14 protein-coding genes and 2 pseudogenes are annotated in these 17,352 nt (G+C 64.9%); 5 read left to right on the forward strand and 11 right to left on the reverse strand.

Annotation, left to right across the window (positions count from 1 at the left end):
* Positions 1-279: 279 nt before the first annotated feature.
* The 5 genes and pseudogenes from E6C72_RS20280 to E6C72_RS20300 all read right to left on the reverse strand — a co-directional run.
* Positions 280-667: pseudogene (locus E6C72_RS20280) on the reverse strand (transposase); the annotation flags it as partial.
* A 249-nt stretch (positions 668-916) separates the two neighbouring features.
* The gene (locus E6C72_RS20285; RefSeq protein ID WP_109443527.1) at positions 917-1,837 is read right to left on the reverse strand and encodes a transporter; all 921 of its coding nucleotides are present in this window, start codon (positions 1,835-1,837) and stop codon (positions 917-919) included.
* A 176-nt stretch (positions 1,838-2,013) separates the two neighbouring features.
* A complete protein-coding gene (locus tag E6C72_RS20290; protein ID WP_169055249.1) occupies positions 2,014-3,198 on the reverse strand; it encodes an MFS transporter in 1,185 nt (394 codons plus the stop codon).
* Positions 3,199-3,589: 391 nt separating this feature from the next.
* On the reverse strand, positions 3,590-3,796 hold the full coding sequence (locus E6C72_RS20295; protein WP_109864992.1) for a hypothetical protein: 207 nt from the start codon (positions 3,794-3,796) through the stop codon (positions 3,590-3,592).
* A 358-nt stretch (positions 3,797-4,154) separates the two neighbouring features.
* Positions 4,155-5,075, reverse strand: a complete 921-nt coding sequence (locus E6C72_RS20300; protein WP_158280241.1) for a LysR family transcriptional regulator — start codon at positions 5,073-5,075, stop codon at positions 4,155-4,157.
* A 159-nt stretch (positions 5,076-5,234) separates the two neighbouring features.
* Here E6C72_RS20300 and E6C72_RS20305 point away from each other — a divergent pair, with 159 nt between their 5' ends.
* The 5 genes from E6C72_RS20305 (at position 5,235) to E6C72_RS20325 (ending at position 10,031) form a co-directional block, all read left to right on the forward strand.
* Positions 5,235-6,305 (forward strand): amidohydrolase family protein, encoded by a 1,071-nt coding sequence (locus E6C72_RS20305; RefSeq protein WP_109865008.1) that lies wholly within the window; start codon positions 5,235-5,237, stop codon positions 6,303-6,305.
* A gap of 72 nt (positions 6,306-6,377) precedes the next feature.
* The gene (locus E6C72_RS20310; RefSeq protein ID WP_109864994.1) at positions 6,378-7,454 is read left to right on the forward strand and encodes an FAD-dependent monooxygenase; all 1,077 of its coding nucleotides are present in this window, start codon (positions 6,378-6,380) and stop codon (positions 7,452-7,454) included.
* 30 nt (positions 7,455-7,484) lie between these two features.
* Entirely contained in the window at positions 7,485-8,483 is a 999-nt protein-coding gene (locus tag E6C72_RS20315) for a VOC family protein (protein WP_158280243.1), read from the forward strand.
* A 106-nt stretch (positions 8,484-8,589) separates the two neighbouring features.
* Positions 8,590-8,988: a nuclear transport factor 2 family protein gene (locus E6C72_RS20320; protein WP_158280244.1), complete on the forward strand. Its 399-nt coding sequence runs from the start codon at positions 8,590-8,592 to the stop codon at positions 8,986-8,988.
* 74 nt (positions 8,989-9,062) lie between these two features.
* On the forward strand, positions 9,063-10,031 hold the full coding sequence (locus tag E6C72_RS20325) for a fumarylacetoacetate hydrolase family protein (protein WP_199228973.1): 969 nt from the start codon (positions 9,063-9,065) through the stop codon (positions 10,029-10,031).
* A gap of 121 nt (positions 10,032-10,152) precedes the next feature.
* On the opposite strand, the pseudogene E6C72_RS20330 reads toward E6C72_RS20325, so the two are convergent.
* The 6 genes and pseudogenes from E6C72_RS20330 to E6C72_RS20355 form a co-directional block, all read right to left on the reverse strand.
* Positions 10,153-10,322: pseudogene (locus tag E6C72_RS20330) on the reverse strand (IS3 family transposase); the annotation flags it as partial.
* Positions 10,323-10,518: 196 nt separating this feature from the next.
* Positions 10,519-11,478 carry a PDR/VanB family oxidoreductase gene (locus E6C72_RS20335; protein ID WP_109864997.1) on the reverse strand — a complete coding sequence of 320 codons (960 nt, stop codon included), beginning with the start codon at positions 11,476-11,478 and terminating at the stop codon, positions 10,519-10,521.
* A 55-nt stretch (positions 11,479-11,533) separates the two neighbouring features.
* Positions 11,534-12,583: an aromatic ring-hydroxylating dioxygenase subunit alpha gene (locus E6C72_RS20340; protein ID WP_109864998.1), complete on the reverse strand. Its 1,050-nt coding sequence runs from the start codon at positions 12,581-12,583 to the stop codon at positions 11,534-11,536.
* Between the two features lie 42 nt (positions 12,584-12,625).
* Positions 12,626-14,071, reverse strand: coding sequence for an aldehyde dehydrogenase (locus tag E6C72_RS20345; protein ID WP_109864999.1), 1,446 nt, complete (start codon positions 14,069-14,071; stop codon positions 12,626-12,628).
* A gap of 134 nt (positions 14,072-14,205) precedes the next feature.
* The gene (locus tag E6C72_RS20350) at positions 14,206-15,681 is read right to left on the reverse strand and encodes a carotenoid oxygenase family protein (protein WP_109865000.1); all 1,476 of its coding nucleotides are present in this window, start codon (positions 15,679-15,681) and stop codon (positions 14,206-14,208) included.
* A gap of 156 nt (positions 15,682-15,837) precedes the next feature.
* Positions 15,838-17,289 (reverse strand): TetR/AcrR family transcriptional regulator, encoded by a 1,452-nt coding sequence (locus E6C72_RS20355; RefSeq protein ID WP_109865001.1) that lies wholly within the window; start codon positions 17,287-17,289, stop codon positions 15,838-15,840.
* Positions 17,290-17,352 lie beyond the last annotated feature (63 nt).

A 17,352-nucleotide genomic window follows, 5' to 3' on the forward strand; every position in this document is an offset into this window, starting at 1 on the left:
CCTGGATGAACGGAAAACAGACCGCTTTCCTCCAGGGGCAGCGGTCTGGCACAATCATGCGACTGGCCAATCATTTGAGAGCATTCCTTTTGAAACTGGCGACTTTGGGGTCTGTGCCGGGAATGCTATGGCTTGACTGTAACCCGCCGATGTCTGCCGCCGGCCTTTGCGTAACGGTCTGTAACAGGGTGCTTGGCGGCGGTTTTTTCCAGGGCGGCTGAGCTGGTCCCCATTTCCCGGACAGATCGGGGGCTGAAATGAGCTTGCGTCTGGTTCCTGTCATGCCTCTGATCTGATCCGGTTCGATGTGCCCTCGTGGGCCTTTGCCGGGGTTCCGCCGCCGAGTGCCGAGTGGGGGCGATCGGCGTCGCAGTATTCGATCCAGCGGCCGATCCCGGCTCTGGCCTCGCTGCCGGTCTCGATAGACGCACTCGTACTTCATCGATCGCCAAAGCCGTTCGATGAAGGCGTTGTCCATCCACCGGCCGTGCCCGTCCAGCGACACCCGAATGCCGGCCGCGGTCGAGAGGCCGGTAAAGCACAGGCAGGTAAACTGGTTGCCCTGATCGGTGTTGAGGATGTCCGGCCGGCCGTGGTGTGTCGTCGCTTCCTCCACGGCCTCAATACAGAATTTGCCGTCCATGGTGTTCGACAGCCACCAGCTCACGTCGCAGGCGATGGCCAGAGCGGTCAGGCCCCGGCCGCGCTGTCCGGTTGCCGCAGCTTCACAGGCCGCGCATCCTTGCTGGACAGCACGACCGCCGCTCGGGGCGAGTGCCGCCTGCGCCGCCACCGCCAGCCCGATGCCGCGGTTGGCGCCGGTGACGGGCCATCACGTGACCGTCCAGGCGGAACAGCGGGCTTTCGCCGGCTCCCTCATGCGGCGAAGTCATAAACCGCGTCCTCGTTGAAACGGTCATAGCTTCAAGCCGAAATTCACCCACAGAGCATTGCCCTGGGTCCGATGTTCGGCCACCAGTTCGCGCTGCCAGGACCCGCTGACATGCAGTGCGGGGGTGAAACTGTAGGTCAGCGACGGGCCGATGGCGAAGGCCTTGCCCCGATTGCCGTCGGAGCCGACGCCCTGCCCTTTGTCGTCGGTGAACTGCTGATAGGCGTAACCGACCAGACCGACCTTTGTCGGACCGAAATTCCAGCCGACCGCGTAGTCGACATACAGCTCGTTGCCGGAGGTGTAATCGGTTGCCGTGTTCTTGGTGTTGAAAACCAGCCGGGGCACGACGGAGAGTTCGAATCCTTCCGGATCGAAGTATTTGTAGCCGAGCGTCGGCTGGAGTGACCAGTGGTTGGTGCCGATGTTGAGCGCGTTCTCTTTCTTGTAGCGACCGGTGGGGCCGGTGAAATCCAGGCCGGTCACCACGCTGTGGGGGCCGAAATGCCAGGTCAGCGCAAGGGTGCCGGTCATATCGGCGACCGAGGTCTGGGTGTCTCCGTGGCCCATGACGCTGAGGTTGCCGTGAACCAGCGGCACCACCAGCTGGGTTACGACATCCGCGCCCGCGAGCTTGAGGTCGGTGATATGCAGGATACGGATGGTTTCCGAATAGGTCCTGATCGAGAAATCGATGGGGATCCTGTTGCCGTTGCCGTCATTGAGGCGATTTGCGCTGTAATAGTTGGACTGCGACAGCATGTAGGTGCCGGGGATCGGCGGGAAGCCCGCGCCGTAGAACTGCGAGGAGCCCCCCAGGTAGGACGAGGTTCCGCCTTCGGTCGCCCAGGCGGATGCGGCCGACAAGGCCAGAACCCCGGACAATGCCGCGACGGCAACGGCTGTGATCTGACGGGCGATCTGTGAACCGGGAAAATATGTCATCGCTTCCTTCCTGTATCTTCTATTCGTTATCTTCGGATTTTCTTTTCCCCTCCCGTCCTGGCGGACGGTTTGGGGGCCGGGAGCCGGCACGGGTCTCCCGTTCGACACCGCACACCGGAACCGGTGCGTCGTCCGTAGGAAAGGTCCCGCAGAGGGATGCAATGACCGGTGGCCGCTCAATCGTCTGTTTGCGTCTCGCGCAGGCTCACGGCAGCCGCGACGGCCAGCAGGAGAGACAGGATGGCGAAGACCTTAATGGCAGGTACCAGACCGCCGAGGACACCGTCGATGGCGGCCACGCCGAGCGGGCTGAGAAACTGGCCGATGAACACCGCGCCCATGAAGACACCGGTGCCGCGTCCGCGCAGATCGAAGGGTAGCCCGGCCATCGCCATTGTCAGCAGCAGCGGCAGAGCGATGCCCCAGCCGAACCCATGCAGGACCGCACCGGCGACCACTCCCGCGAAATCCCGGGCCAGAACCATCGTCAGCAGTCCCGCCCCCATGCAGGCAAAGGTGGCGGCAGCCGGCATCGTCCCCTTGCGCGGAAGCCGGCGAAAAATCATTGAGCCGGCGAGAATGGCGAGGCTGCCGGTGGCAGTCGCCAATCCGATCTTCTGGGGCGAGGTGATGCCCTGCATCGCCAGGAGAAAGCCGATCTGGATCGGCATGATGTAGAACAGCAGGCTCGCGGCCAGGGCGAGCAGACCAATGATGGCGAAGCGTCGCCGTGGGAAAACGGCGATGCTCCCGGCCGGGTTGCCGGCCTCCCTGGGTGCTTCTTCCACCAGCAGCAGGATCGCCGGGACGATGAGGGCCGCCAGACCATAGATGGCGAAAGGTGTCCGCCAGTTCTGTTCGCCCAACAGCCCGCCGATCACGATCAGCGGGATCGAGGACAGGGAAGCCATCATCGACTGCATCGCCAGCCAGTGGGCGCGCTCGCGCCCCTGGTTGTGATCGCAGATCAGCGCGGTCGAACAGGTCATCACCGCCGCTTCGCAAATCCCCAGCAACGCCCGGCTCAGGATGATCGCCGGCAGATGGTCGAGCCAGATCGGCGCCACGCCGCACACCGCATAGGCCAGCAGGGCGGCGACCAGCAGGCGCTTGCGCCCGAACCGGTCGGCCAGCCATCCGGCGAGCGGCGAGAACAGGGCCAGCATCAGTGCCGGAATGGTGATGGCGACCGGGACCAGCAGCCCGGCGTTCGGAACGGCGGCGAAGGCCCGGCTGATGTCGGGAATGACCGGAGCGACGAGAACCGCCGCCATAACCGGCAGGATGACCGGCAGAATCAAGGATACGGATTGCGCGGTGGCGGCGCGCGACGGCACCACCCGCACCACGGCATCGGACATCTTGCACCCTCCCAAGGACGCGGTCCCGCGCATGGCCGGCAGCGGCGGCCATGGCGGTCGAACTCAATTGTTGTTGGCAAGCGGCGGAAACGCCGATCTTCGAGTCCTGCGGCCGTCTTGTTGTGCGACCGTCATACCATCAGCCTACAAAGCTGTTTGGTGGGCGTGAAATCTTTCCTGCCGATGGGTCCTATCACCTGGACGGATAAACCACCGCTCCGCGCCCCCGCGGTCACATGCCCTTGGGCCGACCACGCGGGACATCAGCCCGAGCACCGGGCGGGACAGGATCACCGGCTTCAGCATCGGCAGCGCGGTCGCCCCGGCTTCGGCACGACGGGAAGGACATATTCGTTGGACCGCGACGCATTGCCGGGATCGAGCCGGTTCTTCACCTGACGGATGTAGCGTTGTAGCCGATCCTGGTGAAGCCCCCCAGTCTGCCGGCCGCCACGCAGAAGCCGCGAATCACGCCGCGCACGCCGGGGCCGGGTCCATCGTTGGCGAACCAACCACAACCGGAACCGGCGGTGCCGCCGCACATGATGTCGCCCTGGGGCGTGACCCATTCCCATGACAGCAGGTTGCGGGCGTTCATGCTGGTGCCCTGCGAGGTGACGCTCAGCCGGACTGTCGCGAACGATCTTCGCCACGCGCTTCGTCGAGCTCGTCGAAGTCTCGCCGATCGAATATCTGTCGCAATGACGGATGCATCTGGCCGCGGAGAGCATCCTGCAGCCGCGGCCCAACCTGACCCGGCTGGTTTTCGATCTCGCCTATGCGTCCGATGCGGCTTTTTCGCGACGCCTTCAAGCGCCGCTACGGCGTGCCGCCGCACGCTATGTCGGACACTGAGCCGATATAGCGGACCGCCCCTCCGTCGCAGAAGGGAAACCCGTGGCGGATGGCCGGGAAGGCAGCCGACTCCGCCGGCTTTCCGCCGTTGCGGAAGAGGCTCACGGGGCGGCTGCCGTATGCCGGTGCACACCCTCGACAATCCTGTCCTTGAGCCACTGCACCCCTGCGTCGCTCCGGCGCTTCGAATGCCATTGGACATTCTCACGGATGCGCGGTGCAGGCATCGGCAGCGGGTAGACGGCAAGCGGGTACAGCCGGCCGAAATGGAAAGCATGGAGACGATTGAGCAGCGCGATGCGATCGGTTTCGACGACCGAGGCGACCACCGAGTTGAAGTTGTCGACCCTGACTTCGACGTTCACCTTGAGGTCGGTGCCGCCGATCAGTCGCTGGACGAAGGCGGGCGCGCGCCCAGGGCCGAAGCAGATGTCCACACAGGGGCGTTCGAGAAACTCCTGCATCGTCAGAGTGCCGTCGCGTGCCGGTGCCCCGTTCCATGCGATTACCGCAAGCTGGTCCTCGAACAGGAAGCGGGCCGGGTGATCGTCGAACAGATAGTCGTCGATCGTGATGAACAGATCGACTTCACCACGCTGGAAGCATTCCGCATGGTGGGCCGTCGGCGTGGCGAGATCGAATGTCAGCCTCGGCGCGACCTTCCTCACGTTCCGCAGAATTTCGGCCAGCATCACGTCGTACACATAGTCCGAAGCCACGATGCGGAACTGCCGTTCCACCGTCGCGGGGTCGAACCCGATCGGCGTGGTGATCGTCGCGCGGACCAGGGTCAGGACCTCGCGCACCCGGCCGGCCAGTTCGAGGCCGGTTTCGGTGGGCATCATTTTGTTGCCCACCTGCACCAGCAGGTCGTCGCCGAAGAACTGACGAAGACGTGCCAGCGAACCGCTCATGGCCGACTGACTCATGTTCAGTCGCCTTGCGGCTCCGGAAACCGAGCTTTCCTCGATCAGGGCGTCGAACACAACAAGGAGATTGAGGTCCAGCCCGTCGAAACGCACGTCTTTCCCCTGCGATGGCCGCGAACCGTTCGAGTTGACCAATTGATCCGGGAAAAAGCAATCAGTCTCACCGATAGGTTCTATCCGAAGAAACGCGTTCATGCTTCGGCGGGCGGCGGCTAGCCTCAGCGGACCGCAACCAGATCGCCGGGGATGGCCATGACAGGCAGCTTTCACCGCTGTGACCGCTGTGCCCACGAGAACGACCACCCGATCGTGCGTCGGAACGGCCAGTCGCTGGTCGTCGACATTCATTGCCATCTCGCCGTCCGGCGGGCTGACGCGCGTCTGCGGGAGGTTCTTCCCGACGCCCCGGCGGCGATGCCGTTCACGTCTTCCGCGTCGCAGGCGGTGAACGGCAGCATGTTCGCCGCCATCGCCTCCCGGCTGCATGGCACGGAGGAGCGGCTGGCCGACATGGATCGCCTGGGCATCGATGTCCAGGCGATCAGCCCCTCGCCGGGCCAGTACTTCTATTTCACGCCGCCGGAGCTGGGCCGCGAACTCAGCCGGATGGTCAATGATGGCTTGGCAGAGGCCGTGTCATCGCATCCGGACCGGTTTGTGGCGCTCGGCAATGTGCCTTTGCAGAACACGGAGATGGCGATTGCCGAAATGCGCCGTTGCGTGACGGAGCTCGGCTTTCGCGGGGTGGAGATCAATTCAAACGTGAACGGACGGGAACTCGCCGATGCGGAATTCCGTCCCTTCTTCGCGGCGGCCGAGGAGCTGGGCATTCTCGTGTTCCTGCATCCGCTTGGCTTCACGCATGGCGAGAGGCTGACGGAATACTACCTCAACAACATAATCGGGAATCCGCTCGAAGCGACCATCGCGCTCTCCCACCTGATTTTCGGCGGCGTGCTCGACAGCCATCCAGGGCTGAGGCTTTGCGTGGCCCATGGCGGCGGATACCTCCCTAGCTATTGGGGACGGATGGATCACGCCTGGCGGGTGCGGCCGGAATGCCGGACCCACATCGCGCACGAGCCTTCGCATTATCTCCGGCAGGTCTGGCTGGACACCCTGGTGTTCGACCGCAGCCAACTCGACGCGCTGCTGCGCGTGCATGGACCGGAGCGGCTGTGCCTGGGTACGGACTATCCCTTCGACATGGCCGAGCCTGACCCGCTGGCCTTCCATGCCGGCCTGGAGCCGGAGGTCCGTGACCGCATCCTCGGGCTCAATGCCGCCAGGCTGCTGGGGCTGCAAACGGACCGGAGCGCCTGACGCTTCGTAAAAAATTCAACGGGAGAAACGTCATTGAGCTCGGTACTCATCATCGGGGGCGGTGTTGGCGGGATGGCGACGGCCATTCGTCTCCGCCAGCTTGGCCATACCGTCAAATTGATCGACATCGACCCCCACTGGCGGGTCTACGGCGCCGGCATCACCGTCACGGCCCCCACATTCCGCGCCTTCCGCCGGCTTGGCCTGTTCGACAGGATCATGGAGCAGGGCGCCTGCGTGATCGGGCACGAACTCTTTCATTACAGCGGTGCGCCGATCCATCGGTTCGACGATCCCGAACTGGAGCCGGGGCTGCCGGCGGCGGGCGGGATCATGAGGCCGGCGCTTCACAAGATCATGTCCAGCGAAGTCCTCCGGCTGGGCGTGGATGTCGTGCTGGGGGTCGGTGCGGATCGGATCGTCAACCAGCCCGACCGGGTTGACGTGACCTTCACCGACGGGATGACGCAGTCCTTCGATCTGGCGGTGGCGGCGGACGGGATTTACTCCAAGACCCGGTCCATGCTGTTCGCCAACGCAGTGACGCCGACGCCGAACGGGCAGGGCAGCTGGCGCATCGTGGCCAAGCGGCCGGAGGGGTTCACCCGCACGCAGTTCTATGTCGGGCACGAGAATCTTGTCGGCATCAACGCGGTGTCGAGGGACGAGGTCTACCTGTTCATCCTCAGCCCGGATCCCGACCGCCGATGGGTCGAGCCGACCGAACAGCCAGCCATGGTCCGCAAGCTGCTGGCCGATTTCGGCGGTGCCGTCGCCGCCATCCGCGACAGCGTGAGCATGTCCAGTTCGATCGTCTATCGCCCGTTGGAGGCCGCGCTTCAGCCGCCCCCCTGGCACAGCGGGCGCGTGGTGCTGATCGGCGACGCCGCCCACGCCACCACGCCGCACCTCGCCTCCGGCGCCGGATCGGCGGTGGAGGACGCGATGGTGCTGGGCGAGGAGCTGGAACGCTCCGGGAGCGATGTCCCGGCCGCACTCGCGGCCTTCACCGGTCGCCGCTACGAGCGCTGCCGGATTGTGGTGGAGAGCAGCCTGGCCATCGGAGCCCACCAGCTGGCACGCGGACCAGCCACCCGGCTCGGCGAGTTGATGGGCGCGGCCAGCCGTGCCTTGTCCGCGGACTATTGAAGCGATTGGCAGAATTTGGGGAGAGGCGAATTGTCCGGCATCAATGGGATCGAGACGATCATCTACGGGGTGGAAGACGTACCACTCTGCACCCGCTATTTCACCGATTTCGGCCTGCCTCTGGTGAGCGCCGACGGCAAGGCCGCCCTGTTCGAACTGGAGGAGGGGTCGAGCGTCGTCATCCGGCCGTTGGCGGATGCGGTGACCGAGGGGCAGCGGCTTGTCGGCTATGGTGTCCAGAAAGTGATCTGGGGTGTTCCCGATCAGAAGCACCATGACCGGATCGTCGCCCGTCTGCGCGCCGTGACCGAGGTTTCGATCGATGGCGATGGCACGGCGCATTTCCTTGACTGCGATGGGATTCCGGCCGGGATCCGTGTCTACCCGAAGCGAACGGTGTTTGGCGCCCCCGATCCGGTGAACAGCCTGGGATCGATCCATCGCCTCAACCAACTGCGCAAGTGGAAGCTGAAAGCCAGTCCGAAGACGATCCAGCACGTCGTTTACCAAGTGCCGGATCCTCAGGCCAGCTGGCAGTGGTATCACGACGTGCTGCAGTTCCGTCTGTCCGACATCCAGCGGGGATTCGGGATCTTCGCCCGGGCTCCCGGCACGAAGGATCACCACTCGATCTATTGGCTGAAATCCGACCTGCCGTTTCCCGGCCTGGACGGGATGATACGCTTCAATCATGCCAACTTCGGCGTCGAGGACATCGACGAGGTGATGGTCGGCGCCAACGTCATGGAGCGCCGGGGCTGGCAGAAATCGACCTGGGGCCTCGGGCGTCATCGCATCGCCAGCGCCATCTTCCTCTATCTTCCATGTCCTGCCGGCGGCGAGGCAGAATATGGCTGCGACAGTGACATGCTTGACGACAGCTGGGTTCCGCGCAGTTGGGATGCAGCGTTCGGCACCATGACCTTCATGCACAACCTGCAGCCCTGGATTTTCGATGAGGCGCCGTGGGACGTGAGCTATGTCGACGGCGTCACGCCGGCGCGCAAGGACCATAAGGGGCATCGCTGAAGCTGTCGACCGTTGCGGCTTTCCGCGGCGGCAGGCGGCTTTCTTCCAAGACACGAACGAACGATGGCGGTCCGCCGTCCAAAGGCGGGCGCTGAAAGGGCAGCGAATGGCAGTGAGCGAACAGGCGCGGCGCGTGATTGAAGCGGCGGTTCTGAAGCAGGAGGCGCGCCGTTGTGCGGCGCTCGTTGCGGACGACATCGCCACGCTCGACGAATTGATGGCGGATGATCTGGTGCATGTCCACACCACCGGGATCGTGCATGGAAAGGACCAGCTGCTTGAGCACGCCGGCCGCTTCCTGCGGTTCTACGACGTGCGGCGGGGCGATCTGCTGGTCCGTGTTCCGGCCGAGACCGTTGCGATCGTCACCGGCCCCATGACCAATCTGGTTGGGCGGCGCGACACCGATGAGAAAATCGGGGTCAACAGCTTCGTCACGCAGGTCTGGGCGTTGGAAAACGGGGCGTGGCGAGTGGTGAGCTTTCATGCGGTGAAACAAGCCTGAACGGGATCCGTTCAGCGGCATCGCCGCAGGCGGGACAGACCACGGCTTCATAGAGTTCAGAGCGGAGATCAATCGTGTCACAACACCACGCCATCGGCACGGCTACATACCGCGGGCGCAGCTTCGCCTGCGTGATTCAGGATGATCGGGTATGGGACATCGCCAGCCTTCCCGGCCTTGCCGGATTTGGCAACACCCTCGCCATCTTCGAGGCATGGGATGAGGTGGATGGGACGTTGTCGGCGATCATGGCGGCGCCGCCGACAGCCGGAGCGATCGATCTCGCCGACGTCCGGCTCGAAGCGCCGCTCCGGCCGCGCCAGATCTTTTGCAGCGGTGCGAATTACCGCAGGCATGTGGCGGAACTCAGCGCGAAACAGCCCGATCCCGCCGCCGAAGGTCTGACGTCCGAAGAGCGCTTGGCGCGGGCGCTGAGCATGATGGACGAGCGGGCGCGAACCGGCACTCCCTACGCGTTCGTCAAGCTGCCGTCGGCGGTGACCGGTCCCTATGACCGTATCATTCTGCCAAAGGGGGCGGCGGAGCCCGACTGGGAATTGGAACTGGGCGTCGTCATCGGCCGTCCCGCGCGCAATGTCCCGCGAACCGAGGCTCTTTCGGTCGTCGCGGGGTATGTGGTGACGAACGACATCACGGTTCGCGACCGCGTCTACCGGCCGGACCTCAAGGCGATCGGCACCGATTGGTTGTCATCGAAATGCGCGGAGACATTCCTTCCCACCGGACCGTGGATCGTGCCAGCGCGCTTCGTTCCCGACCCGCAGGCTCTGCGGATCACGCTCACGCTCAATGGGCAGGTCATGCAGGACGACAGCACCGCCGACATGATCTTCGATGTGGCGCGGCAGATCGAGTATGTCTCGTCCCGGGTGCGGTTGCTGCCGGGCGACATCCTCTGCACCGGGTCACCGGCAGGCAATGGCACGCACCATCAGCGATTCCTTCAGCCGGGTGACGTGGTGGAGGGAACGATCACCGGACTTGGCACGCAGACGCTGACATGCGTCGCCGAGAGCGGCTGAATGGGTCGGGGAGTCATAGGGGCAGACGTTGGCGCACAACCCGATTTGCAGTCAAGGCGCTGAAGTGGTCCCCGTTTCCCGGGCAGTTTAGCGGCTGGAGTAAGATTGATTCGGATTCGTGTCACGCCGCCAATCTGATCTGGTTCCGTGTGCCCCGGTGGGCTTCTGCCGGGGTTCTGCCGACGAGTGCGGAGTGCGAGCGTTTGGCGTTGTAGTAATCGATCGCCACAGCCGTTCGATCAGGCCGTTGTCCATCCACCGGCCGTGCCCGTCCATCGAAGCCGTTAGCTCGCCGCGGATCGCTTCCAACGCCATCTTCGCCTTGAACTCTGCCGAATGCCGCTTCCGTTTCCCTGTCATCGGGTCCGTTCCTCTTCCTGGACGACCCAAACTGATCCGCCTGTCCGGGAAACAGAGGCCGCTTCAGGCTCCGATCACCAGTTGCCGGAAGCGGCCCGACCACCATTTCCGGCAAATTTGGGGCGGTTCACCGGATGTCGATGACGAGACATTCGGATTTTGCACGGGAGCAGCAAGGCAGGAACAGGGTGTTGGCCTCGCGTTCGTCGTCGGTGAGATAGGAATCCCGATGATCGGGAATGCCGTCGACAATCCTCGTCAGGCAGGTGCCGCAGACCCCCTGTTCACAGGAGACGGGAAGCTCGATCCCGTGCTCCGCCAACGCAGCGACGACGCTCTGACCGGGCTTTACCGGGACGATGGCGCCGGTGTGTGCGATCCGTATGGTGAAGGCGCCGTCATCAGCAGGATCGCTGACGGCCGAACCGAAATATTCCTTGTGCAGCCGCGACTCCGGCCAACCGCGCATGCGCGCGCGCTCGAGGACGCGGTCGATGAAACCCTGCGGACCACAGACATAAACATGGCTTCCCGGTTCCGGGTCGGGAAGGACGTCGTCCGGCACCACCCTTTGGTCTTCCGGCGCATCATCGCAATGGATCCGTACATCGTCCTTGAAGTCCGATGCCGCGATGTGGTTGAGGAACGCCATTCTGGACAGGCTGCGGCCCCAGTAATGCAGTTCGAACGGACGCCCCAACATCCTCAGCCGTTCGGCCATGGCCAGCATCGGTGTGATGCCGATGCCACCGGCGAACAGCAGGCTGCGGTCGGCCGTCTCGTCGAGCGGGAACAGGTTGCGCGGTTCGCCGATCCGCAGCCGCAGGCCCTCGGCCAGCATGTCGTGAAGGGCGACCGACCCGCCGCGCGACTTCGGATCCTTCAGGACGCCGATGACGTAACGGTTGGTTTCCGCCGGCGAGTTGCACAGCGAATATTGTCGGACCAGACCGTTGCCGATGTGGACGTCGATGTGGGATCCGGCACTGAAGGCCGGAAGCGGGTGACCGTCGGCATCGACCAGTTCGATGGAAACGATATCGTCCGTTTCCCGACGGAATCTCCCAACCAGCATGTTCAAGGTCATGACGCGTTCTTCTTCGCTCCTGGTTCCATACACAAGGCGGACGGGCACAGCGGGATCATGACGACAGCGAGTTCTGCTCGGCTCTGATCAGCGCGTCGAGAACACGCCGGGCCCGGACACCCGGCGCATCGGTGGGCAGCAGAATTGGCCGCAACTCCCAGAAATCGGCCGCTCCCATCGCGCGTTGCTGAGCTTCCAGCATCGGCAGATCCTCGGTTTCAAACGGCTGACGCAGGAACACGATCATCTCGGCGACGATCCGCTCCCCCTCGGCGCCCAGATCCTTCCTGCGGCTCGTGGCGAACCAGTAATGGGCCGTATGCTCCGTTTCGGGGCTGAAGAGATGCTGGAAATATCGGATCTGGCCGGGGGCCTTCCGCGGATCGTCGGACCCCGTCGGTGCGTTTCCGACCACCAGTTCCATGACACCCGGCGGATCCCATCGCACATCGAGCCAGCGGTCGACCAGCGTTCCCGGCGGCAGGCCGTTGCGCCGTTCCAGTTCGGGCGACAGCCTTTCGTTGCGGTTCAGGCGCAGGGAATGAACGGTGTTGCCGTCCTGGACCACCGTCGTTTCGGCATTCTTGCCGTTGCCATTCCCCAAGGTCGAGGCGTGCAGATAGTCGATGTGGCTCAAGTCCATGATGTTGTCGACTTCGAGCTGGTAATGCGCCCGCGCCCGCAGATAGTCCTTGCCGATGTACCAGCTTTCCGGATCGAGGCTTTCAAAGCGGGGGATCAGGGACGGATCAGCCTTCTCGGGATCACCCATCCAGATCCACAGGATGCTGTCCTGTTCCACCAGCGGGTAGGATTTGACCTTTGCGGCCTTGGGGATGCTGCCGTCCCCATGCGGATTGCGGGTGCAGGCCCCGGACCCGTCGAATTCCAGGCCGTGATAGGGGCATTGCAGCGCATTCCCCACCTGTTTGCCCAGATGCAGCGGGGCGAAGCGATGGGGGCAGCGATCCATCAGCGCATGGACGCCCTGAGAGCTGCGGAACATCACGACGGGTTCGTTCAGCAGCGTCCGGGCCAGAGGCTTGCCGTCCGCAACCTCGTGATCCCATGCCGCGACGTACCAGATGTTGCGAAGAAAGGCCATGCTCCGGTGCTCCAATGAAATCAGTCAGGCTGTCCGCGGCATTCAGAACGGGTAGGGCTGCGGACCTTCGATGGTGATCCAGCGCAGCTCGGTGAAGGCGTCTATCGCGGCCTTTCCACCGAAACGGCCGTATCCGCTGGCTTTGACGCCGCCGAACGGCATTTGCGGCTCGTCCGCCACGGTCGGTCCGTTGATATGGCAGATGCCGGTGTCGAGACGCTGGGCCACGGCCATGGCGCGCTGGGTGTTCCGGCTGAACACCGCAGCGGAAAGACCGTAGGGGGTGTCGTTGGCGATGCGGATGGCATCCTCGGTATCCTTGGCGCGGATCACCGGCTTCACCGGCCCGAAGGATTCCTCGCCATAGACCAGCATGCCCGGTCGGACATGATCGAGAATGGTCGGGGTGACGACGCTGCCGCTGCGTCGGCCGCCGACGGCGAGTTGTGCGCCCTTGCCGACGGCATCGGTGATCAGCGTCTCCATCCGGTCGGCGGCGGCCGGATCGATGAGGGAGCCGAGCAGAACCGGTCCGCGCGGATCGCCTGCCGACAGCCCGCCGGCCCGTTCCGCGAGTTTCGCCACGAAGCCGTCCGCCACCGCCTCGTCCACGATGAAGCGGTCGGTGGACATGCAGATCTGGCCCTGGTTCATGAAGGCGCCGAAAATGGCGGCGTCGACCGCCTGATCCAGGTCCGCGTCGTCCAGCACGATCAGCGGGGCCTTGCCGCCCAATTCAAGCAGCGCGGGTTTCAGATGCTCGGCCGCCAGCCTGGCGATGATCCGGCCGACCCCCGTCGATCCGGTGAAGTTCACCCGTCGCACGGCCGGATGAGCGATCAGCGCCTCGACCACGGCGGGCGCGTCGGCCGGGGCGTTCGACAGGACCGTCACCACGCCCGGCGGAAAACCGGCCTCGTTGAGGATGTGGCCGACCAGATGGTGGGTGGCGGGACAAAGTTCGGAGGAACGGAGAATGACAGTGTTGCCGCAGGCCAGCGGCGTGGCGATGGCGCGCACGGCGAGGATGACCGGAGCGTTCCACGGCGCGATCCCCAGCACGACGCCCGCCGCCCGCCGAACCGCAAGGGACAGGATGCCCGGCTTGTCGGAGGGAATGACGTCCCCGGTGATCTGGGTGGTCAGCGCCGCCGCTTCCCGCAGCACGCCGGCCGCCAGATGGACGTTGAAACCGGCCCACATGCGGGTGGCTCCGGTCTCCGTCAGCATCGCGGCGGCGAATTCCTCCTCCCGCGCTTCCAGCAGGTCGGCCGCGCGCAGCAGGAGCCGCCGCCGTTCGCCGGGGCCGGTTTCCGACCAGGATCGGAACGCCGCCTCCGCTGCCGCGACCGCGGTCCGGACGTCGGCAGGCTTGGCCGCCGCCGCACGGCTGGCGACCTCTCCGGTAACGGGATCCCGGCGCTCGAAGCTGCTGCCGTCGGCAGCCGGGCACTCGCGTCCGTCGATGATGAGTGGAATGAGGGTCATGGACATAGTCCTGGGCATGACGCGGTCAAAGGACCGGCGGCCCCCGCCGCGACCGCGAGGGAGGCCGCCAAGGGCCGCAATCAGGAAGGTTGGACTGCCAAGGCCGGTTCAGGGCAGAGCCGGCCGGGGCGGCGTCAGGCGCCGACCGCCTGCGGCGGCAGCCAGGTGCCGTGGAAGCCCTCGTGGATGCGGCAGGGCAGACGAATGGTCGCAACCGGGCCGGCGGCCAGATCGCAGGCGTCCAGGATCACCACATCGGTGCGGTTCTCCGCCCGCCGGCCGACGACGCAGATCAGCCAGCCGTCGTTCTCCGGCGCGTCCGGGCTCTTGGGTACGAACAGCGGTTCCTCGGGCGAGGAGTCCGGACCCGCATAGTAATAGTCGAGTTCGCCGGTCTCCAGATCGGCCCGGCACAGGCAGGTGAAGGGAGGGCCCTTCGGTCCCCAGTCCAGCATGGGGCCGAGCGCCGGATTGGCCGTTCCGAAGAAGAAGCGCCGCGTCTTCTGCCCGAGATAGCGGGGATCGATGACCGGCATTTCGCCGACCTGTTCGTTCAGCCGTTCGATGGACACGCCATCGTCCGACGATGCCAGATCCACGCTCCAGCGTTCGGCGAAGGGCGGCAGTTCATGGGCATCGGGATCGCTGGCATGGGGGAACTGCGACAGCCAGCCCGACCGGGTGACGAAATGGTCCAGATGCAGGACGCTGCCATCCTCCCAGGCGTTGATGGTGTGGGTTTCCATGCCGACGACCGGGCTGCGGAACCAGCGGATGCCTTTCACGCCTTCCTTGCGCGGGATGACGGCAACCATCACCGGCAGGCTCGGATCCCAGATGAAATAGGGTTCGCCGCGCTTCACCCGCTCCCAGTCGCACAGCATCGGACAGATGGTGAAGGCGATGTAGTTCGGCGAAACCAGACAGTCGTGCACCATCGACGGATAAGGCGCTTCAAAGGTTTCCTGCCGGACAAGCTCGCCGTCGGGAGAAATCCAGTGCAGGTCGATCTCCTTCGACGCCTGTCCCGAGGCGTTGTAGGAGAAGGCGATCAGTTCGCCGGTCTTTGGGTCGATCTTCGGGTGGGCGGTGAAGGTCCGGCCCGTCAGCTTGCCGTTGAAATTCCACGGCCCCAGCGTTTCCAGCGTGCGGGGGTCGAGCCGTGTCGGCAGTGCTGCTTCCTTCAGGGCGTAGAGCCGGCCGCCATGCCAGAGGACAGAGGTGTTGGCGGTGTTGGAATCCACACCGGCCACGCTCGGATCATCGGTGAACGGGTTCCGGTAATGGCCGAACAATGCCCGGCGCGCAGCCCGCTCGCGCTTCAGTTTTTCGGTCTGCACATAGCGCGTCTTCAGATCGGCATGGCCGTTCTCAAGGCGCACCATGTGGATCATGCCGTCGCCGTTCAGAAAGATGTCCTTGCCATGCAGCGGCGGATAGGCGTGGTCGGCACTGGCCCGCACATAGGCGCCGTTCAACCCTTCGGGAATGCGGCCGATCACCTCGAGGTCGTACACATCCCCTTCAATGCGGACGGGTGCCGCATAGCCGCGGAAAACAAGAGAATCCGGAAAGCGCAGGCCGCCTTCGGCCGCGTGGGCATTGGTCATGGGGTCCTCCCCGATTTTCGGAAGATCGTGTCGGATCCGCGCGCCACCGTCGTAAGAACATTGGGCTGTTGCGCAGGTGGAACGTCGCGGACCGATCGTGGAGGGGAGGATTGCGCGGTTTGCTGGGTGCGTCAACAAAAAACTGAACCATACTGTTCAGTTCTGATTTCTCCCCTCGTCGGGGCGGTAGGCGCGAAGGAAGGCATCCACACCGGAGGTCAGCACCCGGTCGCGGCCGGCGGGCGGGATCGCCGACGCTGTGCCCACCAGTTCGCGGACGCGCAGCTCGCCGCAGATCAGAGCGAGGAACTGGCCGGCGGCCAGCTGGGGCACCTCGCGGCGCAGGAGGCCGCGCTCCATCGCATCGGCCAGGAATCCGCTCAGGGCCGCTTGCAGTTGGGCCGGGCCGGCGGCATAGAAGATTTCCCCCAGCTCCGGAAAGCGTTCGGCTTCGGCGGCGATCATCCTCAGCTTCGACGTGGTGCCGGGATTCAGCAGAAGCTCGAAGGCCTGACGGGCGAAGCGGCGCAGGGTCTCCGGTACGCCGTCGCCGGGACGGGGCACCAGTTCGGTGAGGCGGCTGCGTGATTCGGCGGCGACCACGGCGGCGAACAGATCCGCCTTGGTGGCGAAATGGGAATAGACCGTCGCCTTGCCGACCTTCGCCTCCGCCGCCACCTGCACCATGCTGGTGGTGCCATAGCCGTGGCGGGTGAACAGCGTCCGGGCCGCCGCCAGGATCTGGTCGAGCTTGCGCTGGGAATAGGCGCTCAGCCTGCGGCCGGTGCCGCCGTCCTCTGCGTCACCATCCTCCTCCCCGTCCCGGTTCCGGTCGGCGGGCATCCAGGATCGCGGCGCGTCCGGAGCGGCGCCGGCGCCTGGCGGCCAGCCTTCGGCCAGGGTGGCTTCCCCGTCGTCGGTCTTCGCGCCGCCGGTGTCCGCGAGATAGCGGGTCAGCAGGGTCGCCAGCTCGTCCTGCATGTCGTCCCAGCTCTCATGATGCTTGCTGAGCGCCTCCTGGCGGGCGGTGATGCGTTCCGACAGCACGGCGAACAGGACGTGATGGGCCATGGCGATCATGCGGCCCGCCCGCGGCCGGTTCGCCGGCGGCAGCCGCGGCTCGATGGCACGCTGGATCATCGTTTCGATGCGCCGGTGGGTCTGGAGCGCCCGCTCCTGGATGGCGACGTCGTTCGGGCTGAGATGCATGAGCGATGCGAACAGACCGGCGCTTTCGCGGAACTGGCGTCCCAGCGTGGCCGTGACGGTGCCGATCGCCTGGGACAGGGAGATATCCGCCCGCTCCAGCCGGGCGCATTCGATGTCCATCGTCTGTTCCATCCGGCCGAGCGCGCGGTCCAGGACGGCGTGGACCAGAGCTTCCTTCCCTGAAAACCGGGCATAGAAGGTGCCGTTGGAAACCTGGGAATCGTGCAGAAGCGCGGCCACGGTCAGGGCATCGACTCCTTGCGAGGCAATGATCCCCTCCGCCGCCTGGAGCATCCTTTCCAGTGACCGCCTGCTGCGGTCCTGCTTCGGACGGCGCTGGGCGGGAGGGGGCGGCGGGGTGTCCGGGGAGGGGGCGGATGGCAATTTGCGGATCGTCATTTTTAGAATGTTGACTCTATTTTCCAGATCGTGCAGTGTTTCTAGCACGAACCATTCGTAACC

This window comes from Azospirillum sp. TSH100, from assembly GCF_004923295.1.
GTDB lineage: Bacteria > Pseudomonadota > Alphaproteobacteria > Azospirillales > Azospirillaceae > Azospirillum.

What these genes read in the sequence shown, in the direction of transcription:
- E6C72_RS20285 (WP_109443527.1), bottom strand. Translation starts at nt 1,837, where the DNA reads ATGACATATTTTCCCGGTTCACAGATCGCCCGTCAGATCACAGCCGTT.
- E6C72_RS20290 (WP_169055249.1), bottom strand. Translation starts at nt 3,198, where the DNA reads ATGTCCGATGCCGTGGTGCGGGTGGTGCCGTCGCGCGCCGCCACCGCG.
- E6C72_RS20295 (WP_109864992.1), bottom strand. Translation starts at nt 3,796, where the DNA reads ATGAACGCCCGCAACCTGCTGTCATGGGAATGGGTCACGCCCCAGGGC.
- E6C72_RS20305 (WP_109865008.1), top strand. Translation starts at nt 5,235, where the DNA reads ATGACAGGCAGCTTTCACCGCTGTGACCGCTGTGCCCACGAGAACGAC.
- E6C72_RS20310 (WP_109864994.1), top strand. Translation starts at nt 6,378, where the DNA reads ATGGCGACGGCCATTCGTCTCCGCCAGCTTGGCCATACCGTCAAATTG.
- E6C72_RS20320 (WP_158280244.1), top strand. Translation starts at nt 8,590, where the DNA reads ATGGCAGTGAGCGAACAGGCGCGGCGCGTGATTGAAGCGGCGGTTCTG.
- E6C72_RS20335 (WP_109864997.1), bottom strand. Translation starts at nt 11,478, where the DNA reads ATGACCTTGAACATGCTGGTTGGGAGATTCCGTCGGGAAACGGACGAT.
- E6C72_RS20340 (WP_109864998.1), bottom strand. Translation starts at nt 12,583, where the DNA reads ATGGCCTTTCTTCGCAACATCTGGTACGTCGCGGCATGGGATCACGAG.
- E6C72_RS20345 (WP_109864999.1), bottom strand. Translation starts at nt 14,071, where the DNA reads ATGACCCTCATTCCACTCATCATCGACGGACGCGAGTGCCCGGCTGCC.
- E6C72_RS20350 (WP_109865000.1), bottom strand. Translation starts at nt 15,681, where the DNA reads ATGACCAATGCCCACGCGGCCGAAGGCGGCCTGCGCTTTCCGGATTCT.
- E6C72_RS20355 (WP_109865001.1), bottom strand. Translation starts at nt 17,289, where the DNA reads ATGACGATCCGCAAATTGCCATCCGCCCCCTCCCCGGACACCCCGCCG.